Annotated in this window: 18 protein-coding genes; 17 read left to right on the forward strand and 1 reads right to left on the reverse strand. The window is 66.2% G+C overall.

All coding sequences use genetic code 11. From position 1 onward, the window contains the following. Nucleotides 1-84: 84 nt before the first annotated feature. The 13 genes from ACFUCV_RS00970 to ACFUCV_RS01030 all read left to right on the forward strand — a co-directional run bounded on the left by ACFUCV_RS00970 (nt 85) and on the right by ACFUCV_RS01030 (nt 15,506). Complete coding sequence (locus ACFUCV_RS00970) at nt 85-1,494, forward strand: dicarboxylate/amino acid:cation symporter (RefSeq protein ID WP_380811038.1); 1,410 nt, start codon at nt 85-87, stop codon at nt 1,492-1,494. A gap of 158 nt (nt 1,495-1,652) precedes the next feature. Beyond that, a complete protein-coding gene (locus tag ACFUCV_RS00975; RefSeq protein WP_380811040.1) occupies nt 1,653-2,285 on the forward strand; it encodes a TetR/AcrR family transcriptional regulator in 633 nt (210 codons plus the stop codon). Nucleotides 2,286-2,359: 74 nt separating this feature from the next. After that, nucleotides 2,360-5,002, forward strand: a complete 2,643-nt coding sequence (locus ACFUCV_RS00980; protein WP_380811042.1) for an MMPL family transporter — start codon at nt 2,360-2,362, stop codon at nt 5,000-5,002. A 200-nt stretch (nt 5,003-5,202) separates the two neighbouring features. Continuing rightward, a complete protein-coding gene (locus ACFUCV_RS00985; RefSeq protein WP_380811044.1) occupies nt 5,203-6,444 on the forward strand; it encodes a transcriptional regulator in 1,242 nt (413 codons plus the stop codon). A 99-nt stretch (nt 6,445-6,543) separates the two neighbouring features. After that, entirely contained in the window at nt 6,544-8,067 is a 1,524-nt protein-coding gene (locus ACFUCV_RS00990; RefSeq protein ID WP_380811046.1) for an aldehyde dehydrogenase family protein, read from the forward strand. A 101-nt stretch (nt 8,068-8,168) separates the two neighbouring features. After that, the gene (locus ACFUCV_RS00995; protein WP_380811048.1) at nt 8,169-8,576 is read left to right on the forward strand and encodes a DUF779 domain-containing protein; all 408 of its coding nucleotides are present in this window, start codon (nt 8,169-8,171) and stop codon (nt 8,574-8,576) included. A 40-nt stretch (nt 8,577-8,616) separates the two neighbouring features. Next, entirely contained in the window at nt 8,617-9,213 is a 597-nt protein-coding gene (locus tag ACFUCV_RS01000) for a Maf family protein (RefSeq protein ID WP_380811050.1), read from the forward strand. A gap of 459 nt (nt 9,214-9,672) precedes the next feature. Next, nucleotides 9,673-10,116: a hypothetical protein gene (locus tag ACFUCV_RS01005; RefSeq protein ID WP_380811052.1), complete on the forward strand. Its 444-nt coding sequence runs from the start codon at nt 9,673-9,675 to the stop codon at nt 10,114-10,116. Then, nucleotides 10,113-10,412 (forward strand): winged helix-turn-helix domain-containing protein, encoded by a 300-nt coding sequence (locus ACFUCV_RS01010; RefSeq protein ID WP_380811054.1) that lies wholly within the window; start codon nt 10,113-10,115, stop codon nt 10,410-10,412. The genes ACFUCV_RS01005 and ACFUCV_RS01010 overlap by 4 nt, the downstream gene beginning before the upstream one ends. 204 nt (nt 10,413-10,616) lie before the next feature. Further along, nucleotides 10,617-12,416 carry an acetyl/propionyl/methylcrotonyl-CoA carboxylase subunit alpha gene (locus ACFUCV_RS01015; RefSeq protein WP_380811056.1) on the forward strand — a complete coding sequence of 600 codons (1,800 nt, stop codon included), beginning with the start codon at nt 10,617-10,619 and terminating at the stop codon, nt 12,414-12,416. Between the two features lie 409 nt (nt 12,417-12,825). Further along, nucleotides 12,826-14,244 (forward strand): glycosyltransferase, encoded by a 1,419-nt coding sequence (locus tag ACFUCV_RS01020; RefSeq protein ID WP_380811058.1) that lies wholly within the window; start codon nt 12,826-12,828, stop codon nt 14,242-14,244. Nucleotides 14,245-14,366: 122 nt separating this feature from the next. Further along, nucleotides 14,367-15,047, forward strand: a complete 681-nt coding sequence (locus ACFUCV_RS01025) for a hypothetical protein (protein WP_380811060.1) — start codon at nt 14,367-14,369, stop codon at nt 15,045-15,047. 3 nt (nt 15,048-15,050) lie between these two features. Further along, nucleotides 15,051-15,506 (forward strand): response regulator transcription factor, encoded by a 456-nt coding sequence (locus ACFUCV_RS01030; RefSeq protein WP_380811062.1) that lies wholly within the window; start codon nt 15,051-15,053, stop codon nt 15,504-15,506. A 121-nt stretch (nt 15,507-15,627) separates the two neighbouring features. Here the strand turns inward: ACFUCV_RS01030 and ACFUCV_RS01035 are convergent, their stop codons facing one another. Next, nucleotides 15,628-17,037: an MFS transporter gene (locus ACFUCV_RS01035; RefSeq protein WP_380811064.1), complete on the reverse strand. Its 1,410-nt coding sequence runs from the start codon at nt 17,035-17,037 to the stop codon at nt 15,628-15,630. A gap of 312 nt (nt 17,038-17,349) precedes the next feature. Here ACFUCV_RS01035 and ACFUCV_RS01040 point away from each other — a divergent pair, with 312 nt between their 5' ends. The 4 genes from ACFUCV_RS01040 to ACFUCV_RS01055 all read left to right on the forward strand — a co-directional run bounded on the left by ACFUCV_RS01040 (nt 17,350) and on the right by ACFUCV_RS01055 (nt 23,555). Further along, the gene (locus tag ACFUCV_RS01040; RefSeq protein ID WP_380811066.1) at nt 17,350-18,741 is read left to right on the forward strand and encodes an MFS transporter; all 1,392 of its coding nucleotides are present in this window, start codon (nt 17,350-17,352) and stop codon (nt 18,739-18,741) included. Continuing rightward, entirely contained in the window at nt 18,741-20,882 is a 2,142-nt protein-coding gene (locus ACFUCV_RS01045) for a molybdopterin oxidoreductase family protein (RefSeq protein ID WP_380811068.1), read from the forward strand. Before ACFUCV_RS01040 ends, ACFUCV_RS01045 begins: the two co-directional genes overlap by 1 nt. Beyond that, entirely contained in the window at nt 20,879-22,405 is a 1,527-nt protein-coding gene (locus tag ACFUCV_RS01050) for an FAD-dependent oxidoreductase (RefSeq protein WP_380811070.1), read from the forward strand. Before ACFUCV_RS01045 ends, ACFUCV_RS01050 begins: the two co-directional genes overlap by 4 nt. A 136-nt stretch (nt 22,406-22,541) precedes the next feature. Next, complete coding sequence (locus ACFUCV_RS01055) at nt 22,542-23,555, forward strand: intradiol ring-cleavage dioxygenase (RefSeq protein WP_380811072.1); 1,014 nt, start codon at nt 22,542-22,544, stop codon at nt 23,553-23,555. Nucleotides 23,556-23,559: the final 4 nt, after the last annotated feature.

Here is a 23,559-nt window from a genome sequence, read left to right on the forward strand (position 1 = left end):
GAAACGTCACATTGGGGTGGATCGGCGTCATAAAGGGAAATATAAATTATGGGGTGTTATATTTCCGCGCCTAACGTGGAGGCCATGACTTCCACAGCAAGCACCTCCACAACACGCAGGCTGCCCGCATGGGCCGGCTCCTTTGGCGTGCAAATCATTGCCGGGCTCCTCATCGGCCTCATTTTGGGCCTGGTGGCACGCCAGCTGGGCCCGGGCGCGGATGGGAAGCCCAATGGCCTCATGACGGCCCTGGCCACCATCGGCTCCAGCTATGTCTCCATTTTGAAGGCCGCCGTGGTGCCGCTGATCTTCACCGCAGTGGTCTCCTCCATTGCCAATCTGCGCCAGGTCACCAACGCCGCCCGGCTGGCTTGGAACACGCTGCTGTGGTTTGCCATCACCGCGCTCATTGCCGTCACCATTGGCATTGTGCTGGGCACCATCTTCCAGCCTGGCGCCGGGACCGGCACTGCCACACCGCAGGACTACAAGGGCGGCACCGGTGACTGGTGGGCCTTTGTGGTGGGCCTGTTCCCCTCCAACTTCCTGGGCTTGAGTGCCTCGACCAAGGCGGCCGAATCCGGCGCGCTGAGCACCTCCGTGAGCTTTAATGTGCTGCAGATCCTGGTCATTGCCGTGGTGGTGGGCATTGCCGCCCTGAAGGTGGGCAAGGCCGCCGATCCCTTCCTCAAGCTCAACGGCTCCGCCTTGGCAGTGATCCAGAAGGTGCTGTGGTGGATCATCCGCCTGGCGCCCCTTGGCACCGTGGGCTTGATTGGCAATGCCGTGGCCAGCTACGGCTGGACCACCATTGGGTCCTTGGGCAAGTTCACCCTGGCCATCTACGTGGGCCTGGCCCTGGTCATGTTCGTGGTCTACCCGGTGCTCATCAAGGCCCACGGCCTGTCCATCAAGCAGTACTTCTCCGGCGTGTGGCCGGCGGTGCAACTGGGCTTTGTGTCCCGCTCCTCCATTGGCACCCTGCCGCTGACCCAGCGCGTCACCGAACGCAACCTGGGCGTGCCCCGGGCCTACGCATCCTTCGCCGTGCCCCTGGGCGCCACCACCAAGATGGATGGCTGCGCAGCCATCTACCCGGCCATTGCCGCCATCTTCGTGGCCCAGTTCTTCGGCATTGACCTGAACCTGGGACAGTACCTGCTCATTGTGCTGGTGTCGGTGCTCGGCTCGGCCGCCACCGCCGGCACCACCGGCGCCGTGGTCATGCTGACCCTGACCCTGTCCACCCTGGGTCTGCCGCTGGCCGGCGTGGGGCTGCTGCTGGCAGTGGACCCCATTGTGGACATGGGCCGCACCGCCTTGAATGTTGCCGGCCAGGCCCTGGTGCCCACCATTGTGGCCAAGCGCCAGGGGATTTTGAACCAGGAGCTGTACAACGCACCGCGCAACGGCAACCCCTTCGCCGATGACAGCGATGAGGAGCTGGCCGCCCTGGCCGACGACGCGCCCAAGCGCGACGCCGTCAACGCCTGACCCCTGCCGCGGATCCTTTCAACCGGCCCCAAAGCCCCGCCGCAGTTTGCCCGCCAGGGAAAACTGCGGCGGGGCTTTGGCGTGCCGGCGCCCCGGCGGAACCCGGCGCACACACGGCAAGTTTGCACCATGTGCAAACTTGCACTTAGTGTATTCATGTGAGTATTTCCGTCAACCCCGCCGAGCGGCTTCCCGGCACGCCGCCGTCGCGGCGGGAGCTGAACAAGGCTGCCACCCGGGAAGCCATTGCCGCCGCCGCGCTGGATTTTTTGCGCAGCAGCGGCCTCGGCTCCTTCACGGTGGACGACGTCGCCGCCGCCGCTGGCGTTTCCCGGCGCACCTTCTTCAACTACTTCTCCTCCGTCGAAGCGGCCGTCACCAGCTACACCCAGCGCTACCTGGACTCGGTCATCAGTGAGTTCCAGGCCCGGCCCGCAGACGAACCTTTCCTGGAATCGGCCCTGCAGGCCCTCTCCGTGGTGGGAAGTTCCGCGGATCTGGCCATTTTGGCTGAGACCTTCACCCTGACGCAGGATCCCCATCTGGACCGCTTCCAGCTCCAGGCCTGGGATGAATGCACCAGGAAAATTGTGCAGGTGGCGCGCCGGCGGCTGCCGGCGGACACCACCGAACTGTATGTTCTGGCGCTGGTGGGGGCCATTGTGGGCAGCTGCCGCGCAGCCGTCCAAATCTGGTACGCCGAATGCGGCGCCGACACCTCGGAGCCGTCAATGGCGCGTCTGCGCCAACACCTCGGCACCACCCTTTCCCTGGTGCGTGACGGTTTTTAGTCCTGACCCAAATGTTTTAGCGATTCAATTTGGCTGGTGCACCCCGGTGCCCGCCTCCACAGAATGGATGCATCATGGCCCTTTGGCTTTATCGACTGGGACGGTTCTCCGCCCGACGTGCATGGCTGGTGATTGCGGCGTGGGCCGTGATCATGGGCCTGGTGGGCGGCGCCGCCGCGCTGTTCATGGGCCCCCTGTCCAACAACTTTGAAATTCCCGGCACCGAGACCCAGCAAATTGCCGACAAGCTGCAGGCCGAACTGCCCGAGGCCAGCGGCGGATCCGGTTCCGTGGTGTTCACCAGCACCGACGGCGCCGAATTCAGCCCCGCCCAGACGGAAGCCATCACGGCCGCCCTGGAGACAGTCACCACCGTCCCCTCCGTCAAGGGCGTGGTGGACCCCTTCCTGACCACCGCGCAGCAGGAGGCCGGAGCGGCTGAACTGGCCGAAGGCGCCAAGGCGCTGGCCGCCGGTGAAGCCGAGGCCGCAGCCGGCAAGGCCACCCTGGATGCCTCGGCAGCCAAGGTTGAGGCGTCCAAGGCCCAGCTCGACGCCGCCCAGGCGCAGCTCGATGCGCAAAAGGCCCAGCTGGCTGGAGCGCCGGCGCAGGCACAGGCCGGCCTTGAGGCCGCCCAGGCGCAGCTGGATGCCCAAAAGGCCCAGTGGCAGGCAGGCAAGGACCAGCTCGACGCCGGCCTGTCCCAGTACCAGGACGGCCAGAAGACGCTGGACGAATCAAAGGCCGAGCTGGCCTCCGGTGAACGCACCCTTGCCGCCACCGAGGGCGTCCGCTTTGTCTCCGAAAACAACAAGGCCGCCATTGGCCAAATCCAGTTCAGCGAATCCATGAACGCCGTAACCCCCGCGGACCGCCAGCTGGTGCAGGACAAGCTCAATACCCTGGGCGAAGACGGCGTCACGGTCTCCTACAGCAAGGAAATCGTCGAAGACGTCTCCTCCCTGTTCGGTGTGGCCGAAATTGTGGGTGTGGCAGTGGCGGTGGCAGTGCTGCTGATCATGCTGGGCACCCTCTGGGCCGCCGGCCTGCCGCTGCTGATGGCCATTGTGGGCGTGGGCATTGGCGTGGGCGGGACCATGGCGCTGACCACGGCCATTGAAATGAGCTCCATCTCCCCCATGCTGGCCCTGATGCTGGGTCTGGCCGTGGGCATCGACTACTCGCTGTTCATTGTCAACCGCCACCGCCAGCAGCTGCTGGCAGGCATGGAAATGCGTGAATCCATTGCCCGGGCCACGGGCACCTCGGGCAATGCAGTGACCTTTGCCGGCCTGACGGTGGTCATTGCCCTGTCCGCCCTGTCCGTCACGGGCCTGCCGTTCCTGGCCATCCTGGGCCTGTCCGCCGCCGCCACCGTGGCGGTCTCGGTGGTCATTGCCCTGACCCTGACCCCGGCCGTCATGTCCCTGCTGGGACGCAAAATCATTCCCCGGCGGGTCTGGGCCAAAAACGAGGCCAGCACCGCCGCCCACGACGCCACCATGGCGGGCTTCAGCGACGCCGAGAAGACCACCGCGGACGAATCAGCCGACATTGCCCGCAGCAACCGGGGCTGGGGCGCCTTCGTGACCAAGCGTCCCGTGCTGACCCTGGTGACCTCGGTGCTGGCCCTGGCCGTCATTGCCATCCCCGCCGCCGGTCTCCGGCTGGCCCTGCCCGACGGCGGTTCGGAGCCGGTGGATTCCAGCGCCTACCAGGCCTACTCCATCACGGGGGACAACTTTGGCGAGGGCATGAACGGTCCCATCATTGTGGTGGGATCCCTGCCCGAAGGCCTGGATGAGCAAAGCGCCGCCACCTTGAACCTGGATGTGGCGGACCAGCTGCGGGCAGTGCCCAACGTCACGGCCGCGGTTCCGGTGACCCTGAGCGAGGATCTGCGCACGGCCGTGTACCAGGTCATCCCCACCGAGGGCCCGGCCAGCGAAAGCACCGTGGCTGTCATTCATGAACTCCGCGCCCAGGGCGCCAACATTTCCGATCAGCTCAAGGTGGACATTGGCCTGACCGGCCAGACCGCTGCAAACGTTGACGTTTCGGAAAAGCTGGGGGCGGCGCTGCCGCCGTACCTGGCCATCGTCGTCGGACTTTCGCTGCTGCTGCTCATCCTGGTCTTCCGCTCCATCTGGGTGCCGCTGTTGGCGACCGCAGGCTTCCTGCTGTCCCTGGTGGCCTCCTTTGGCGGCGTGGTGGCCGTGTACCAGTGGGGCTGGTTGAGCGCCATCTTTGACGTGGCAAACCCGGCCGCCGTGCTGAGCTTTTTGCCCATCATCCTCATTGGCGTGCTGTTTGGCCTGGCCATGGATTACCAGGTGTTCATTGCCTCGGGCATGCGCGAGGCCTACGCACACGGCCAGGACGCCAAGCAGGCGGTGCGCACGGGCTTCAAGCACGCCGCCCCCGTGGTGACGGCGGCCGCGATCATCATGATCAGCGTGTTCTCCGGCTTCATCTTCAGCCACCTGACCATGGTCCGGCCGCTGGGCTTCGCGCTGGCCTTCGGCGTGCTCATTGACGCCTTTGTGGTCCGCATGACCATTGTGCCGGCCGCCATGTACCTCATGGGCAAGTCCGCCTGGTGGCTGCCGGCCTGGCTGGAGAAGATCCTGCCGGATGTGGATGTGGAGGGCGCCAAGCTGGTGTCCCAGGCTGCGCCCGCCGGCGCAGCTGCGGCCCACAGCGGGGCTGTGCGCTAGCTCGTCCTTGGCCGCCTGGTGCGGCCACAACCCAAGGGGTGGGCGGCGTTCACCAACGCCGCCCACCCCTTTGCCGTCCCACCGCACCGCACCCTACCGCCACCGGCCGGCTGGCGGCGGCCATGGACTACACTTGTGAGCCACGGCACACGCCCGTGGCGTCTGCCCGAGACTTTCATTGCAGTGGTTTTGGAGAATCCATGTCCCCGGCCCATCCCGCCCTCAGCAACTCCCCCGCCCTGCGGCCCCTGGTGCAGGAATCGTGGGAGCGTTCCCTTGCCGCCCTGGCAGCCTTTGAGGCCTTCGCCCCGCCGCTGGCATGGGAAAGCCGGGAGCTGGCGCAGCTGCGCCGGGACCATCCGCTGGCCGCCGTCATGGACGTCATCACCAAGCTGCTGATTGAACCCAGCCACGGCACCGGGCTGCTGGTGGCAGTGGGTGATGAACACGGCAGGCTGCTCTGGGTGGAGGGTGACCCGGAGGCCAAACGGCGCGGTGAAGGCATCAACTTTGCCATGGGCGCGGACTGGTCCGAGCGGGCCGCCGGCACCAGCGCCCCGGGCACGGCACTGGTGTTGGGCAAAAGCGTGCAGATCAAGGGCCAGGAACACTTCAACCCGGCGGTGCATTCCTGGAGCTGCACCGCGGTGCCCCTGCACGACCCCGATTCGCACGCCATTTTAGGTGTTGTGGACATCACCGGCGGCCCCGCCGCCGTGGGGGCCAACACCCTGTCTTTGGTCCGGGCCACCGTGGCCGCCGCCGAATCCCAGCTGCGCATCCACCGCCTGGAGCGCCGGGCCCGCGCAGTGGCCGGCCACGCCGCCACGCACGGGAAGTCACCGCGCAAACCGCTGTACCGTGACAGCCTGCAGATTTTGGGCCGCGACCAGGGACTGCTGCACGTTGCCGGCGAGGCCATCACGCTCAGCGAACGGCACACGGAAATCATGGCCATCCTGGCCATGCACCCCCACGGCCTCACCGCCGGGGAGCTCAGCGGCAAGGTCTATCCGGAAGGCACCTCGCTGAACAGCATCAGGGCCGAACTGGTGCGCCTGCGCAAGCTGCTCCAACGCTGCGCGCCTTCCCTGGTCCCCGAATCACGGCCCTACCGCCTGCCCGGGGCGCTGGTGCTGGATGCCGAGCAGGTGGGCAACCACCTCAACCGGGGCGCCCACCGCCTGGCTTTGAGCATGTACCGCGGCGAGGTGCTCCCCCGCTCCGCCGCCCCCGACATGACAGCCCTGCGCAGCCGCCTGGCCATTCAATTGCGCGAGGCCATCCTCAATGAGGCCAGTGGCGAGGTGGTGTTCACCTACCTGCAGCTTCCCGAAGCCGCTGACGACGTCGAAGCCTGGCGCACGGCGCTGCGCCTGCTGCCGCCGCGCTCGCCCCGGCGCAACGCCGTCGTGGCACATTTGGAGACCCTGGAACCGTAGCCAACTGTGATCTGCACCATGCAACGTGCTTGCAACGTGGGCGTGCGTACAGTTGCAGCCAAGGACGACGCTGTCCCCCACGCGAAGGAGTTTTTTACCATGGCTGTTTACGCACAACCCGGCACCGAGGGCTCGAAGGTCACCTTCAAGGACCGCTATGAGAACTGGATCGGCGGGGAATGGGTGGCCCCCGTCAAGGGCGAATACTTTGAAAACATCACCCCCGTCACGGGCAGGGTCTTTTGCGAAGTTGCCCGCGGCACCGCGGAGGACATAGAGCTGGCCCTGGATGCCGCCCACAAGGTGGCCCCGGCCTGGGGGAAGACCTCCGCGGCCGAACGCGCCGCGGTGTTGAACAAGGTGGCCGACAGGATCGAGGAGAACCTGGAGCTGCTTGCCGTCGCCGAAACCTGGGACAACGGCAAGGCCGTTAGGGAAACCCTGGGCGCCGACATCCCCCTGGCCGCGGACCACTTCCGCTACTTTGCCTCCGTGGTGCGCGCCCAGGAGGGCCGCCTGACCCAGCTCGATGAGAACACCACCGCCTACCACTACCACGAGCCCCTGGGCGTGGTGGGCCAGATCATCCCCTGGAACTTCCCCATCCTGATGGCCGTGTGGAAGCTGGCGCCGGCACTGGCGGCAGGCAACGCCGTCGTGATCAAACCCGCCGAGCAGACCCCGGCCTCCATCCTGGTGCTGATGGAGCTCCTCGCTGACATCCTCCCGGCCGGGGTGGTCAATGTGGTCAACGGCTTCGGCGTGGAGGCCGGCAAGCCGCTGGCTTCATCCAAGCGCATCCGCAAGATCGCCTTCACCGGCGAGACCACCACGGGCCGCCTGATCAGCCAGTACGCGAGCCAAAACCTGATCCCCGTCACCTTGGAACTCGGTGGCAAGAGCCCCAACATCTTCTTTGAGGACGTGCGCGACAAGGACGACGCCTTCTACGACAAGGCCCTGGAAGGCTTCACCATGTACGCCTTCAACCAGGGCGAAGTGTGCACCTGCCCCTCCCGCGCACTGGTCCAGGGTTCCATGTATGAGGCGTTCATGGCCGACGCCGTGGCACGCACCGAAGCCATCATCCAGGGCAACCCGCTGGACACCGACACCCAGATTGGAGCACAGGCATCCAATGACCAACTTGAAAAAATCCTCTCCTACATGGACATTGGCAAGCAGGAGGGCGCCAAGGTCCTCACCGGCGGCGAGCGCAACATCCTGCCCGGGGATCTGGCCGGCGGGTACTACGTCAAGCCCACCATCTTTGAAGGCACCAATGACATGCGCATCTTCCAGGAGGAAATCTTTGGCCCCGTGCTGGCGGTGACCAGCTTTGACGACTACGCCGATGCGCTGCACATTGCCAATGACACCCTCTACGGCCTGGGCGCCGGCGTCTGGTCCCGCAACGGCAATGTGGCCTACCGGGCCGGCCGCGAAATCGAGGCCGGCCGGGTGTGGGTCAACAACTACCACGCCTACCCCGCAGGGGCAGCGTTTGGCGGCTACAAGTCCTCCGGGATCGGCCGCGAAAACCACGCCATGATGCTGGACCACTACCAGCAGACCAAGAACCTTTTGGTCAGCCACAGCGAGGACAAGCAGGGCTTCTTCTAAACCAAAGGTCCCTGCGGGGGGTTTACTCTCCGGTGCCGGGCGCCCCGCGCGGGTGCCCGGCACCGTTGTCCACGCCAAGCATGCAGTTGAATCGAGTTATCATGAGCGAAGTCCTTGATGCCGCCATCACCATTGACGGCGAGGCCGCATCCCGGGTGGCCCTGACGCCCGCGGCGGTGGAGCTGCTCACCACCCTGTGGTCCCGGCACGGGCCGCTGATGTTCCACCAGTCCGGTGGCTGCTGCGACGGCTCCTCCCCCATGTGCTACCCGGCCGGGGATTTCATCACCGCCGAAGCCGACATCCTGCTGGGCCTTTTTGACCTGCCCGGCTGCGGTCCGCTGGAATTTTGGATGTCCCGGGAACAGTTCAATTACTGGTCCCACACGCACTTGACCGTGGACGTGGTGGCCGGGCGCGGCAGCGGCTTTTCCGTGGAGGCGCCCGAAGGCAAACGCTTTTTAATCCGTTCCCGCCTGGTGGACTGGTTCGTCACGCCTGAGCGGTGACGTTGAGCGTATCCACCGCTTGGGCGGCTAATCTAAAGTCATGACCTCACCCTTGATTCTTGCCTCGGCCTCCCCGGCCCGCACCAGACTCCTCACCGATGCCGGCATTGCGCACACCATCCAGGTCTCCGGCGCGGATGAGGATGCCCTGACCGCGGCAGCCGGGTCCATCACCTCCGCGGAAACGGCGCTGCTGCTGGCACGGGCCAAGGCCGAATCCGTGGCCGCACACACCCCCGGAGCCTTTGTTCTGGGCTGCGACTCGGTTTTTGAACTTGACGGCGTGGCCTATGGCAAGCCGTGGGAGCCGGCCGTGGCGCGCGAACGCTGGCTGTCGATGCGTGGACGGTCCGGGGTGCTGCACACAGGCCACTGGCTTGTGGGTGAAGGCTCGGCCCATGGTGAGCTCACCAGCGCAGTGGTCACTTTTGAGGACATTTCCGACGCCGACATTGATGCCTACGTGGCCACGGGCGAACCCCTGCAGGTGGCCGGCGCCTTCACCATTGACGGTCTGGCGGGAGCCTTCATCAGCGGCATTGAAGGTGATCCGCACACGGTGGTGGGTCTGTCCATCTCCACCCTCCGGCGCCTGCTGGCCAAATCCGGGGTGGCCATCACCTCGTTCTGGGCCTGACGGCCCCTCATGTGCTGCACCGGCCTGCAGTCCGGCGCATGGCAACACCATGCGCCGGCTGCCCCTGGCCACCTGAGCCCCATGCGCAAAACCTGCACCCGGTCCAGCGCATGGCAACACCATGCGCTGGCTGCCGCTGGCCACCCGGCCGCCATGCGCAAAACCCGCACCCGGTTCAGCGCATAGCAACACCATGCGCCGGCTGCCGCTGCCCACCCGGCCGCCATGCGCAAAACCCGCACCCGGTTCAGCGCATGGCAACACCATGCGCCGCACCCAGACCCAGTCCGGCGCATGCGCACACCCCGCATCGGCTGCACCTGGCCATTTGATCGCCATGCGCAAGACCGGCACCCAATCCGGCGCATCGTGATCAAAATTAGAAAGTACTTGACGCAATGGAAAGTACTTTCGTAGACTCATGGCAACAGACATCCAAACATCAGGAAAGGTCCCACCATGAATGAGCACAGCAGCACACCGACCGCTTCGGAAGCGCGCGAACTTCTTGCCCGGGCGGAGGGAATCGGCACGTCAGCCACCAGCGCCGCCGGCTGGCCCACCGCAATGGTGTTCAACAGCCTGGCCATCCTGGGATCAATGCTGATGATTGGCTTTCAGATTGTGGCCCACACCGGATACGGCGCCCAGCTGTTGGCCATGAGTTTCGGGGCCTGGGCAGCCATTACCGCCACGAGCTGGTCGCTGCTGCAGCGCACCACCAAGTCCGGCTTCTCCAAGCGGTTTCTCACCTCGCTGGCCGCCTACATGGTGCTCTACGTTGCGGCCATCATTGTGGGTGTCACAGCCTTCCCCAACGGCAACTTGGCCTACTACCTCAGCGCAGCCATCATCCTGGCCGCCGCGGGTCTGGCCGCTGCAGTACGTGAGCTGAAGGCATGAATGATCAGCATCCGCGGCATGAACTCAGCGAGGTGCTGCACCAGCCCGTGAGGTTCTCCATTGCCGCCGCCCTGTCCAAGACGGAAACCATTGACTTCAAGGACCTGCGCAATGCCGTCCAGGTCAGCGATTCGGTGTTGAGCAAGCAACTGGCCACCTTGGAAAAGGCAGGCTTTGTGGAGATCAAGAAGGCCTTCGTGGGCAAATACCCGCGGACCTCGGTCAAGTTCAGCCCCGAGGGCCGCAAAGCATGGCAGCACCATCTGCAGACCCTCCAACGCATTGCCGGCGCCTGAGCCAGGCCGGAGCCAGGGCGCCCGGCACGCGGCTGCCAGGCACACAGCCGCCCGCCGGGCAGCCACCCGGTGCCGCCGGAGAACACGGCGCAACTTTGTAGGAACTCCACAAAAGGCTGCGGTTGTACACGCATAAAAGACATGATGTGTGCAGAAATACCACATATTCACGCTAGGCTCTCCTGAGAATAGAAGGAGTCTCGAGTGAGCATTGAAACACCTGTCCCGGCATCCAGCCTGAGCAAAGTATTGATCGCCAACCGCGGCGAAATTGCCGTCCGCATCATCCGGGCGGCCCGCGATGAAGGCATCGCCTCCGTGGCGGTCTACGCGGAGCCGGACCGGGATGCCCTGCACGTGCGGATGGCCGACGAAGCCTTTGCCCTGGGCGGCACCACGGCAGCGGACTCCTATTTGGTCATGGACAAGATCCTCGACGCCGCGGCCCGCTCCGGCGCCGACGCCATCCACCCCGGCTATGGCTTCCTGTCCGAAAACGCCGACTTTGCGCAAAAGGTGATTGACGCCGGCCTCATTTGGATTGGCCCCTCACCGGCCTCCATTGCCGCCCTGGGCGACAAGGTCCAGGCCCGCCACATTGCCGAAAAGGTGGGTGCACCCCTGGTGCCCGGCACCAAAAACCCGGTGGAATCCACGCAGGAAGTGCTTGACTTTGCCGATGCCCACGGCCTGCCGCTGGCCATCAAGGCAGCCTATGGCGGCGGCGGACGCGGCATCAAAGTGGTGCGCACGCGCGAGGAAATCCCGGAATTGTACGAGTCGGCGGTGCGTGAAGCCATAGCCGCCTTCGGGCGCGGCGAGTGCTTTGTGGAACGCTTCCTGGACTCCCCCCGCCACGTGGAAACCCAGTGCCTGGCCGACGCCGCCGGCAATGTGGTGGTGGTCTCCACCCGCGACTGCTCCCTGCAGCGCCGCAACCAAAAACTGGTGGAGGAAGCCCCCGCACCGTTCCTTTCCGAGGCACAAAACGCCGAACTGTATGCAGCGTCCAAGGCCATCCTGAGCGAAGCCAAGTACCAGGGCGCGGGCACCTGCGAGTTCCTGGTGGGCACCGACGGCACCATTTCCTTCCTGGAGGTCAACACCCGCCTGCAGGTGGAGCACCCCGTGTCCGAGGAAGTCACAGGCATTGACCTGGTCCGCGAGCAGTTCCGCATTGCCCGCGGCGAGGAACTCGGCTATGGCGATCCCGAGGTCCGCGGCCACTCCGTGGAGTTCCGCATCAACGGCGAGGACGCCGGACGCGGCTTCATGCCGGCCCCGGGCACCGTGTCCACCCTGACCCTGCCCACCGGTCCCGGCGTGCGCGTGGATTCGGGCATCACGGCCGGGGAGGTCATTGGCGGGAACTTTGATTCCATGCTGGCCAAGCTCATTGTCACCGGCGCCACGCGTGCCCAGGCCCTGCAGCGTGCCCACCGGGCCCTGGAGGAGATGGAAATTGGCGGCATGCCCACGGTGCTGCCCTTCCACCGCGCAGTGGTGGTGGACCCGGCGTTCGCCCCCACCGATGGCAGCCCGTTCACCATCCACACCCGCTGGATCGAGACGGAGTTCAACAACCTCATTCCCGCCTTTGACCTGGCCGGCGCCGCCGCTGCCACGGACGACGCCGGCGCCCGCCAAAGCGTCACCGTCGAGGTGGGCGGCAAGCGGCTCGAGGTGACGCTGCCAGCGTCGTTCTCCGGGGGAAATGGCAATGGCACCGCCCCCAAGAAGGCCAAAAAGGCCGGCCGCAGCCGCTCCGCAGGCCCGGCGGCGGCCAACGGCAATGCGCTTTCCTCCCCCATGCAGGGCACTATTGTGAAGGTGGCGGTGGCCAGCGGCGATGTGGTGGCCGAGGGCGACTTGATTGTGGTGTTGGAGGCCATGAAGATGGAGCAGCCCCTCACCGCGCACCGCGCAGGGACCATCACCGGGCTCAGCGCGGCGGCCGGGGACACTGTCGCCGCGGGTGCGGTGCTGGCCACCATCGAGGACTGACCCACACCAGCAGCACAAACCACAAGGCAGGCTCCACCAGCATGGTGGGGCCTGCCTTTTGCCGTCTGAGGACCAAGCGGCAGGTCCTGTCCTTTTGGACAGTCCACTTCCAAAAACGCGTCATCGCCGCCTCACGAGCTGGTCCAACGACTGCCCTGAGGGGCGAAAATACCCCCATTGCCGCTCCCGGCCGCTTGAATGGTGCCCGGAAGGAGCCAGCAGCACCGGCAGCACCGGGTCTGATTTTGCCCAAATTCCGGGCTTGGGGGTCAATCTTCACGGTGTTAAGCAAATCTTGAGCCAATTGCGCGTGACTTCTTAAGCTTTTGTCAAGTTAAAAGTGGCACGGTTGAGTATATTCATCCAAAAGGACAGTAGAACTATCCAAAAGGTCAAAGGGGAAAATAAAATGACCGCGCATATCCAGGACCGCATTGAATCGAACTACCTCTCGGTTGCGCCGCGGGCTGAACAGCAGACGCAGCGGGCCACCATTGCGTGTGTGATCCCCGCCTACAACGAAGAGGACTCGATTGCAGAGGTCCTGCAGGCGCTGCTGAAGCAAAGCCGCCTGCCCGATGTCATTCATGTGGTTGTCAACAATTCCACCGATGAAACCTTCTACGTGGCCCGTGAATTTGCCGGGCCCCACGAGAATGTCTACCAGGACACCCTGTACCGCACCGAGGTGTTCGTCCATGACATTGGCACCAACAACGACAAAAAAGTGGGAGCCCTGAACTACGGCTTCAGCAAGGTCTGCGACGACTATGACTACTTCCTTGGCGTCGACGGCGACACCGTCGCCGAGCGCCATGCGATCGAACAGCTGGAGGAGGAAATCCTCAGCGATCCCCGCATCGGCGGGATCTCCGCGATCTACACCGTGGCGGAACCGCAGACGCGCGGGTTCACTGCCAAGTTCCTCACCGCCGGCCAACGCGCCCAGTTTGCGGCATTCAACATGGACAACCTCCTGCGGGGCAGGAACATGGCAGTGCTGGGCGGGCAGTGCTCGCTTTTGTCCATGGAGGCGTTGAAGAATGTCATGCTGGACAACCGCCAGTCCACGCCGTGGGTGAAGGACTCCGAGGTGGAGGATTCCCTGCTGTCCCTGCAGATCAAGAACCTCGGCTACGCCACGAAAATCTCCGCCCGGGCACGCGCCGCAGTGGGCGGCATGAACACCCTGCGCTCCTTGGACGGCCAGCAGGTCAAATGGAACTACGGGGCCATCGACCTGATGTGGCCCGGACAGCGCAGCAACACCCCCGGCCAGCCGCTGCACCCAAACCTGCGGCTGCGGTGGAGCGAAAACGCCTCGATGGTCATCAACATCCTGACCCGCCTCTCCTTCATCATGCTCCTGGCCGCTTCGCTGAGCATCAACGCCTTTGTCTTTTACCCGGTGTGGCTGATCCCGCCGTTGGTGGCCATCATCCTGAACGTCCGGATCGCCGTCTCCATCAAGGGAAAGACAGGCAAGGACATCGCGTTTGCCCTGCTGGCGGTGCCTGCGGAAATCTACCTGTGGCTGCGCATGGGGCACTTCGTGCGGGCCTGGGCAAAGTTTTTCACCGGAGCCCAAACAGACAACTGGGCGGCCCAGGCAAAGGCTGAACGTGGTTCAGGCAGCGCGTACCTGATGCCGGTGGTGGTCTTCGTGGTGATTGGCGCGGGCATGGCCTTTGCCTGGCTGCAGCTTCCCGTGGCCCTCCAATCCGGAATCCTGTCCATTGGCTGGCCTGTGCTGTACATCACCACCATGGTGCAGACGGCCTTCATGCTCCGCAAGACCCTCCGCAACCATCACGGCTACCACGTGTGAGCGCTGCACTGCACCGGCTTCACCATCAGCAAAGCACCCGCGGCGGCGTTCATCGGCGCCACCAGCCCCCCACCTCCCGCACATCACAAACTCCGGCTCACCACCCCGGAAAGGACACCACCATGACCTCCTCACCCAACCTGCTCCGCGGACCCGTCAAGGCCGGCCCACGGCGCCTGTTCAGCACCGTTCCGCTCGGCGCCCTGGCCCTGGCGGCCGTGCTGGCCGTCTCCGGATGTTCAATCCCGGGGTTGCCCGGCGCCACCGGCGCCCCCTCGTCCATGGAAAAAGCCGGCCTCGTCCAGCCGGCGGCTGCGGAGGAAGCAGAGGAAGCGGAGGAAGCAGCGGCACCTGCAGCTCCGGCGTGGATTCCCGTCAGCGGGGACCTGGCCAAGGGGTCCGTCACCCACACCTTGGGCGCAGCCTCCCGGAACTTGGTCATTGATTACTGGATCAACGAGAATCCGGACACCTTGACACCGACGGACACTCCCATCCTGAGGCTGAGCGCGCATCTTGACGGCGCCCCCAACGAGGAAGCCATCGAGGTCACCAGGTTCAACGCCACCGCCCTCGGGACGGTTCTGGCCAATGACACGGGCAATTTTGCCGTCCAGCCGCCGTATTCCTACTCCTCCGGCGTGGTGGTCCCGGCCAATCCCGAGGCACACAGCACCGAAATCACCTTCACCTTTGACCTGCTCACCGAGACCGCTCCGGGAACCGGCGTCTTCAGCCGTCAAACCATTTTGGATACGCTCACCCTTGGCTACGCCCTCCCGGGCACCGCGTCCGGGAACTGAGCCATGGAGACAAGCAAGGGAGCATTGGGGGCAGTTGTCATCGACAGCGACCCGGATATGCGCGAGTGCCTGACGGCCCTGTTGACCGGAATGGGCTACCGCGTCCACACCGCCGGCACAGCCGCCGAGGGTGTGCGGCTCGCGCGTGAACACCACCCGGTTTTGGTGACCACGGAACTGCACCTGCCCCCACCGCCCGGTGCTCTGGGCACGGACGGCACCGACGGCGCGGAAGGCACTGACGGCCTGGACGGCATCCGGCAGATTCAAAGCTTCAGCAACGCCTACATCCTGGTCGTTGCAGCGAGCAGCGACCCCTTCGACCTGTACACGGCGTTGGAGTCGGTGGCCGATGACTACATTGTTAAACCGTTCAACCCACTGATCCTGCGGGCCAGGGTGGCCGCCCTGGCCCGCAGGCCGCGGAACAAAAGGCCTGCGGTTCCTAGCATCCGTTGACGCGTCTGACGCCACACTGGTGTTGGCGCAGGGCTTCCGTTCCCGGAGGCCCTGCGCCCATGAATCCAGCCCGGCGCCGCGACGGTGCAGCAATGGATTCCGCGCGCGCCGGTGCGCCAAATCAGCTCACGTTTGAGGTGTACTCAAGGTCGCGGGTTTCCTTCATGATCAGCAGCGCTATGAGCGTCAGCACCGCCATTGAGGACAGGTACACGCCCACCAAAACGGGGCTGCCGTCCGCGGCCTGCCACAGCGCCACGGCAATGAACGGGGCCACGGCGGCACCGAGGATGCTGGAGACGTTGTAGCTGATGGCCGAACCCGTGTAGCGGACGTTGGTGGGGAACAGCTCCGGCAGCAGCGCACCCATGGGGCCAAAGGTCAGGCCCATCAAGGTGAAGCCCAGGATCAGCAGCACCATGACTCCGGCCGTGCCGGCGCCAAAGAGCGGCACGAAGGTCAGGCCAAAGACCAGGATGCCGGCGGTGACCCACAGCAGGGTCTTGCGGCGGCCGAACTTCTCGGCCAGGGGCCCGGAGACCAGGGTGAAGATGCCAAAGAACACCACACCAATGATGAGCATGACCAGGAACTCGTTGCGGGTGTAGCCCAGTCCGGGCACCCAGGTGGCGATGGACTCGGCGGACATGGGCTTGCCGGCTGCTTCGGCCTTGGCCTTGGCGGCTTCGAGCGTGGATGCCGCGGTGCCGTAGGAGAGGGTGAAGGTGGTCATGAGGTAAAACAGCACGTAGGTGGCCAGCATGACAAAGGTGCCAAGGATCAGCGGACGCCAGCTGGTCTTAAAGACCCGGCCCAGGGGCAGCTTGGACACCTCGCCCTGGTCAATGACCTTCTGGAACGCAGGTGTTTCAACGAGCTTCAAGCGCACATACAGGCCAACAATCACCATGACGGCGCTGAGCAAAAACGGCACGCGCCAGCCCCAGGACTGGAACTGCTCGGTGCTCAGGCCCAGGCTCAAGGCCAGGAAGATGCCGTTGGCCAGGATGAAGCCAATGGGTGCGCCAAGCTGCGGGAAGGTGCCCCAGATGGCACGCTTTCCGGCCGGGGCGTTTTCAGTGGCCAGCAGTGCCGCGCCGCTCCATTCCCCGCCCAGGGCCAGGCCCTGCAGGAAGCGCATGAGCACCAGCAGCGCCGGTGCCCAGAAGGTCCAGCCCGGAACCAGGGCCGTGGGCAGGCAGCCAATGAGGAAGGTGGCAATTCCCATGGTGAGCAGGGACGCCACCAGGGTGCCCTTGCGGCCCACCTTGTCGCCAAAGTGGCCAAACACAATGGAGCCCAGGGGGCGTGCCACGAAGGCCACACCAAAGATGGCGAAGGAGCTCAGCAGCGCCGTGGCGGCGTCGGCCGTGGGGAAGAAGAGTGCCGGGAAGACCAGCACGGCTGCCGTGGCGTAGACGTAGAAATCATAAAACTCAACGGTGGTGCCAATGAGGCTGGCTACGATGACCCGGCCCCGGCTGTTGACTGTTGGGTTCTCCAGGGTTGCCGCTTTTGGAGGATTGCTCATGGCGTGGCTTTCTTTAGTGGCCTTTAGTGCCGGCGGCCGGCTCCCGCAGGGGGAAGGCCGGCCCGGCAAGGCGGTGGTTGTTCATGTTTCGCCCGCTTACACTACGCCCTATGTCCATCTAATGGACAATTCTGGCCACTATCTGGATGAATGGGGGCCGGGCAGCGGCATCTCACGGCCCTGCAAGGTCCTGGTGAGGAGAATGTCACAGCGAATTCACACCGCGGGCGCGGACCGGAAACGCCGCTTCCCTAGCGTGGAACGCACACGTTCAAAGGCGCGGCGCACGGTGCCGCAAGGGGAGGTTTTGTCATGACGGGAAACAGCGTGGACAACACCACACGGGACATTGCCGGCACGACGGCGCTGAGCCGCACGCCCGGGCGGTGGCTGCACCATTGGGACGCCGAGGACACGGTGCAATGGAAAAGCGCCGGACGGGCCATTGCCAAACGCAATCTGGCCTGGTCCATTGCCTGCGAGTTCCTGGGTTTCGTGGTGTGGCAGTTGTGGTCGATCGTGGTGGTGTTCCTGCCCGGCGCCGGCTTCACCTTTAGCTCCGCTGAACTGTTTTGGCTGATCTCCATCCCGTCCCTGGTCGGCGCCACCTTGCGGATCCCCTACACCTTCATGGTGGCCAAGTTTGGCGGGCGCAACTGGACCATCATCTCGGCCCTGCTGCTGCTCATTCCGACGCTGGGCATGGCCTGGTGCCTGGGCAATCCGGACACACCGTTTTCCACCATGCTGGCCGTGGCCGCCCTGGCCGGTCTGGGCGGCGGCAACTTTGCCTCCTCGATGGCCAACATCACCTACTTCTACCCGGTGCGTGAAAAGGGGTGGGCGCTGGGACTGAACGCAGCCGGGGGAAACCTCGGCGCCGCCGTCGCACAGTTCATGGTTCCTTTGGCCGTGGCACTGCTGGCGGCCGGCACCGTGGGACTGCCGCTGGCCGGGCTCATGTGGGTGCCGTTGATCCTCATTGCCGCCTGGGGTGCCTGGAAGTACATGGACAACCTGGCCAGCGCCAAGTCCGACGTCGCCGGTTCGCTGGCGTCCCTGCGGGAGCCGCACCTGTGGATTCTGGCCCTGCTGTACATTGGCACCTTTGGCTCCTTTATCGGCTTCGCTGCCGTGTTCCCCAAGCTGATCATGGATTCCTTTGGTACCGGGGTGGGCATCGCCATTGGACCGGCCGTGATCTCCCTGGCGTTCCTGGGGGCCTTGATTGGTTCCCTGGCCCGGCCATTCGGCGGCAGGCTGGCCGACCGCTGGGGTGGTGCCCGCGTCACGGTGGCCTGCTTTGGGGTGCTGGCAGTGACCGCCCTGGCGCAGCTGTCCACCTTGCCGCTGAACAGCTTCCCGATCTTCCTGCTGCTGTTTTTGCTCCTCTTCGCGGCAGCCGGCGCCGGCAACGGTTCCACCTACCGCATGATTCCCCTGGTGTTTGCACTTCGGGCCAGCACTGGCACTGATGGGCGCATGAGCGCCACCCGCAAGGGTTCGGCCGCTTTGGGCATCATCTCAGCCATCGGCGCCTATGGCGGCTTCGTGGTTCCGCAGGTCTTGAATGCCTCACGCCAGGCCACCGGTGGTTATGAGGGCGCCTTCATGGGATTCGTGGCAGCTTACCTGGTGCTCATGGCCTTGACCTGGGCCGTGTACCTGCGCCCGTCCTCGGCGACGTCGTTGGGACATGTGTAATGGGTACGACGCCGGCCCCGACGGCAACCGCCACGCACTGCCCCTACTGCGCCCTGCAATGTGCCATGACAGTGACGGATGCGCTGCCCGAACCCGTCATTGCCGGCCGCGATTTCCCCACCAACCGCGGCGGACTGTGCCGCAAGGGCTGGACCTCCGCGGCCCTGCTGGGCCATGCACACCGCGTGGCCACTCCCCTGCTGCGCGGGCCCGACGGCGTCCACCGCCCCGTGGAGTGGGAGCATGCGCTGGACTTGATTGCCGGGCAGGTCACCGCCACGCGCAGCAGCCACGGCCCGGATGCGGTGGGCGTCTTTGGCGGCGGCGGCCTGAGCAACGAGAAGGCCTACCAGCTGGGCAAGTTTGCCCGACTGGCGCTGGGCACCTCCCGCATCGACTACAACGGCAGGTTCTGCATGTCCTCCGCCGCGGCCGCCGGCAACCGCGCCTTTGGCCTTGACCGGGGGCTGCCGTTTCCGCTGGCGGATCTGGACACTGCCCACACCGTGCTGCTGCTGGGCTCCAATGTGGCCGAGACCATGCCCCCGTTCATCCAGCACCTCCAGGGCGCACGGGCCGCGGGCGGGCTGATTGTGGTGGATCCCCGCCGCACCGCCACCGCCGATTTCACCGCCGACGGCGCCGGCCTGCACCTCCAGCCTGCACCCGCCACCGATCTGGTGCTGCTGCTGGGCCTGTGCCACCTGGTCATCCATGAGGGGCTTGCGGACACGGACTTCATCACCGGCCGCACCGGCGGCTACCCGGCCCTGGCGCGCAGCGTGGCCCCCTGGTGGCCGGAAAGGGTGCAGGCCGTGACCGGGGTTCCCACCGGGCAGCTGCGTGAAACCGCCCGGCTGTTGGCAGCGGGTGCCCGCCGCGGCGGCAGCTACATCCTGAGCGGGCGCGGCGTGGAGCAGCAGGTGGACGGCACCGACACCGCCACCGCCGCCATCAACCTGGCCCTGCTGCTGGGCCTGCCCGGCTCCGCCAACAGCGGCTACGGCACCCTCACCGGCCAGGGCAACGGCCAGGGCGGCCGGGAGCACGGCCAAAAGGCCGACCAGCTGCCCGGCTACCGCAAGATCACCGACCCTGCCGCCCGCGCCCATGTGGCCCGGGTCTGGGGTGTGGAACCGGAGGCCATTCCGGGGCCCGGGCTGCCCGCCGTGGAGCTGCTCGCCTCCCTGGGCAAACCGGGCGGGGTGCGGACCTTTTTCATCCACGGGGCCAATGTGGCGGTGTCGGCTCCCAATGCCACAGAGGTGGTCAAGGGGCTGCGTGCCTTGGATTTTTTGGTGGTGTGTGATTTTTTCATGTCGGAAACGGCGCGGGAGGCCCACCTGGTGCTGCCGGTGCTGCAGTGGGCGGAGGAGGAGGGCACCATGACCAATTTGGAGGGGCGGGTGCTGCGCCGCCGGGCCGCCGTCACCCCGCCTGCGGGGGCACGTTCGGAGTTGTGGATCATGGCCGAACTGGCCCGGCGCCTGAAAGCCCCGTCCACCTTCAGCGCCGATCCTCAGACCGTGTTCACCGAACTGCGGGCGGCCTCCGCCGGCGGCCTGGCCGACTACTCCGGCATTGATTATGCGCTGCTGGATTCCGGTGCGGCAGCGTACTGGCCCTACCCGGCGGGCAGTACGGGAACGCCGCGGCTGTTCCTTGAGGCCTTCGCGCACCCGGACGGCCGGGCGGTGCTGACGCCCGTCTCCCCCGCGCCCGCACCGGCCCGGGACGCCTTGTTTGCCGGCGCCACCCTCGCCCTGACCACCGGCAGGCTGTTGGAGCACTACCAGTCAGGCACCCAGACCCGGCGCGTGCCGGCCCTGGCCGACGCCGCCCCGCATGCCCGGCTGCTCATCCACCCCCTGGCGGCCCACGCCCGGGGCATTTCCGACGGCGGTCCCGTCACGATCGCCAATGCGCGCGGCACCGTGCGGTGCACGGCGGAACTGAGCACCACCATCCGCCCCGACACCGTGTTTTTGCCCTTCCATTTTGCCCAGGAGGAGAACGCGAACCTGCTCACCAGTGCAGCCGTGGATCCCATTTCCGGCATGCCGGGATTCAAGGCCAGTTCCGTCACCGTCACGGCAGGCACCGCGGCCCCCGGCACCGGCGCCTTGCAGGAGGCGTCATGAAGGCAACGGCGCAGCACGTGGTGGTGATTGGTTATGGACCGGTGGCGGCCAGGCTCATTGAGGGGCTGCTGCCCGCCGTCCGGTGCGGGGACCTGGCCCTGACAGTCATTGGCGAGGAGGGCGCCGCCGCCTACAACCGGGTCTTGGTGGCCGATCTGGGCGTGGGCCGCACCACCGCGGCAGCCATGAACGTCTCAGACCCCGCCGAGCTCGTGGCCGCGGGCGTTGCCGTCCACTTGGCGGCGCGGGTGCTCCGCGTGGACCGGGCCCGCCAGGGCGTGCTGCTGGCGGACGGTACCTGGATCCACTACCAGCAGCTGGTCTTCGCCACCGGCGCCCGGCCCGTGATTCCCACCCTGCACGGGCTCAACCCGGACCCGGCTGCGCACGCACCCCTGCCGGCGGGCGTGATTGCCCTGCGCGATCTGGACGATGCGGCGGTGCTGCGCAGCGCCGTCGAACGGCACGCGCACGTGGTGGTGCTGGGCGGCGGCATCCTGGGCCTGGAAGCCGCCCTGGCTGCCCGCGACGAAGGCGCCCAGGTCACGGTGGTCCACCACGGCGCGCATGCCCTGGGACGCAGCATCGACGCCGGGGCCGGCCACACGGTGGCTGCCGCGCTGCGCGCCCGCGGCATCAAGGTGGTGGCCAAGGCCCGGGCAGTGGGTGTGGACCTGCGCCCGGGACCTGGGGGTGGCGCGGCCTTTGCGGCGCTGCTGCAGGAGGATGGGGACCCGGTGGCCGGGGACCTGCTGCTGCTCTCCTGCGGGGTGCGGCCCCGGGTGGAGGTGGCGGCCGGAGCCGGCCTGGCCACGGACCGCGGAATCCTGGTGGATCACCAGTTGCGGGCGCACCACGATCCCCAGGTGTTCGCCGTGGGTGACTGCGCCCACATCCGTTGCCTGGACGCCGGCTGCCCGGACTGCGCCGCCGGCACGGGACCGGCCGGCCTGATTGGTCCCGGCTGGCGTCAGGCTGAATGGTTGGCCGGATTCCTGGGCGGAGGCGCGGCGCCGGCTCCCCTGCCGCCGGAGCAGGCGGCCGTCATGATGCTCAAGGCCCGCGGCGTGGACGTGGCTGCCGCCGGAGAGGTGGCCGCTGGGCCGTTCGACGACGTCCCGGGCCAGCAGGTGAGCGTGTGGGCCGATCCCGAACACGGCAAATACGTAAAAATGACCACCCGCGCAGGTGTGCTGGCCGGTTTCATCAGTGTGGGCATGCCGCGGACCGGGGCGGAGCTGACCCTGTTGTTTGAACGCGGCTCGGAATTGCCTGCGGACAGATCTGCGCTGCTGCGCCTGGACGGTCCGGACGCCGCCGGCGCACTGGGCGGTGCCGGCACGGATCCCGGCAGGACCGTGTGCCGCTGCGCGGGCATCAGCGCCGGTGCCGTGCTGTCCGCGGTGGCCGGCGGCTGCGCCAGCGTGCCGGAGGTCTCCGCCGCAACCCGTGCCGGCACCGGCTGCGGCGGCTGCCATGGAGCACTGCAGGAGCTGATCGAGGCCCATTTTGCACCCGTCTGAGGCACGCGGGCACGCTGTGACGTGCTGGGCGGGTCAATGCCAACCCTCTTAACTGCCGCACAGCTTCGCCACAGCGGCGGCCTTGGCTGGAGGTGGATGCTTGAAGCAACCATTACAGCAAAGCACGTGAGGCGCCATGAGCAAGATCCCGGAACCACAGCACACCCCGAGCGGACCATCCTATGAGGGCCGGCTGCTTGACCGGGCCGGGGAGGAGGTTGTGGATCAAGGCATCGCCTTTGACCTTGGCACCCTGCTCAGCCGCCGGAAAATGATTGGTGTTTTTGGGGTGGGCATGGGGGCTTTGGCGCTCGCGGCCTGTTCGGGCAATTCCACGGACGCGCCCGCCTTGGCTGTGGTGGAGGTGCCTGATGAGACCGCGGGCCCCTACCCGGGGGACGGGTCCAACGGTCCTGACGTGCTGGAGAATGCGGGCATTGTCCGCAGCGACATCCGCTCCAGCATTGGCGGCGGCGCAACGGCTGCGGGCGTGCCCATGACATTGGCGCTCACCGTGGTGGACATGGCCAATGGCAATGCGCCCTTCAAAGATGCCGCCGTGTATGTGTGGCACTGCAATGCCGCAGGCGGCTACTCCATGTACTCCGAGGGCATTGAGGGCGAAAGCTATTTGCGCGGGGTGCAGGTGGCCGACAGTGACGGGAAGGTGGGCTACACCTCCATTTTCCCGGCCTGCTACACGGGCCGCTGGCCGCACATCCACTTTGAGGTCTACCCCACGGTGGATGACATCACCGATTCCGCCAATGCCATTGCCACCTCGCAGATTGCCCTGCCCCAGGACATCAGCGAAACCGTGTACGCCCTGCCCGACTATGCCGGGTCCATCGCCAACCTGGCCCAGATCAGTCTGGAAACGGACAATGTCTTTAGTGACGACGGCGGTGCGCTGCAGCTGGCCACCGTGTCCGGTGACGCCACGGCGGGCTACCGGGTGGAACTCACCGTCGGGATTGACACCACCACCACGCCCAGCGCCGGCGCGGCACCGGGCGGGATGGGTGGCGGCACTCCGCCGGAGGGAGGGCCTGAGGGAGGGCCCGGCGGGACGCCTCCCACGGAAGGCGGCACGCCGCCGGGAGGCGTCCCGGGCGGCACGCCTCCCACGGACGTCCCGCCGGGCAACTAAGGGC

Source organism: Specibacter sp. NPDC057265 (assembly GCF_042668835.1).
Taxonomy (GTDB): domain Bacteria; phylum Actinomycetota; class Actinomycetes; order Actinomycetales; family Micrococcaceae; genus Specibacter.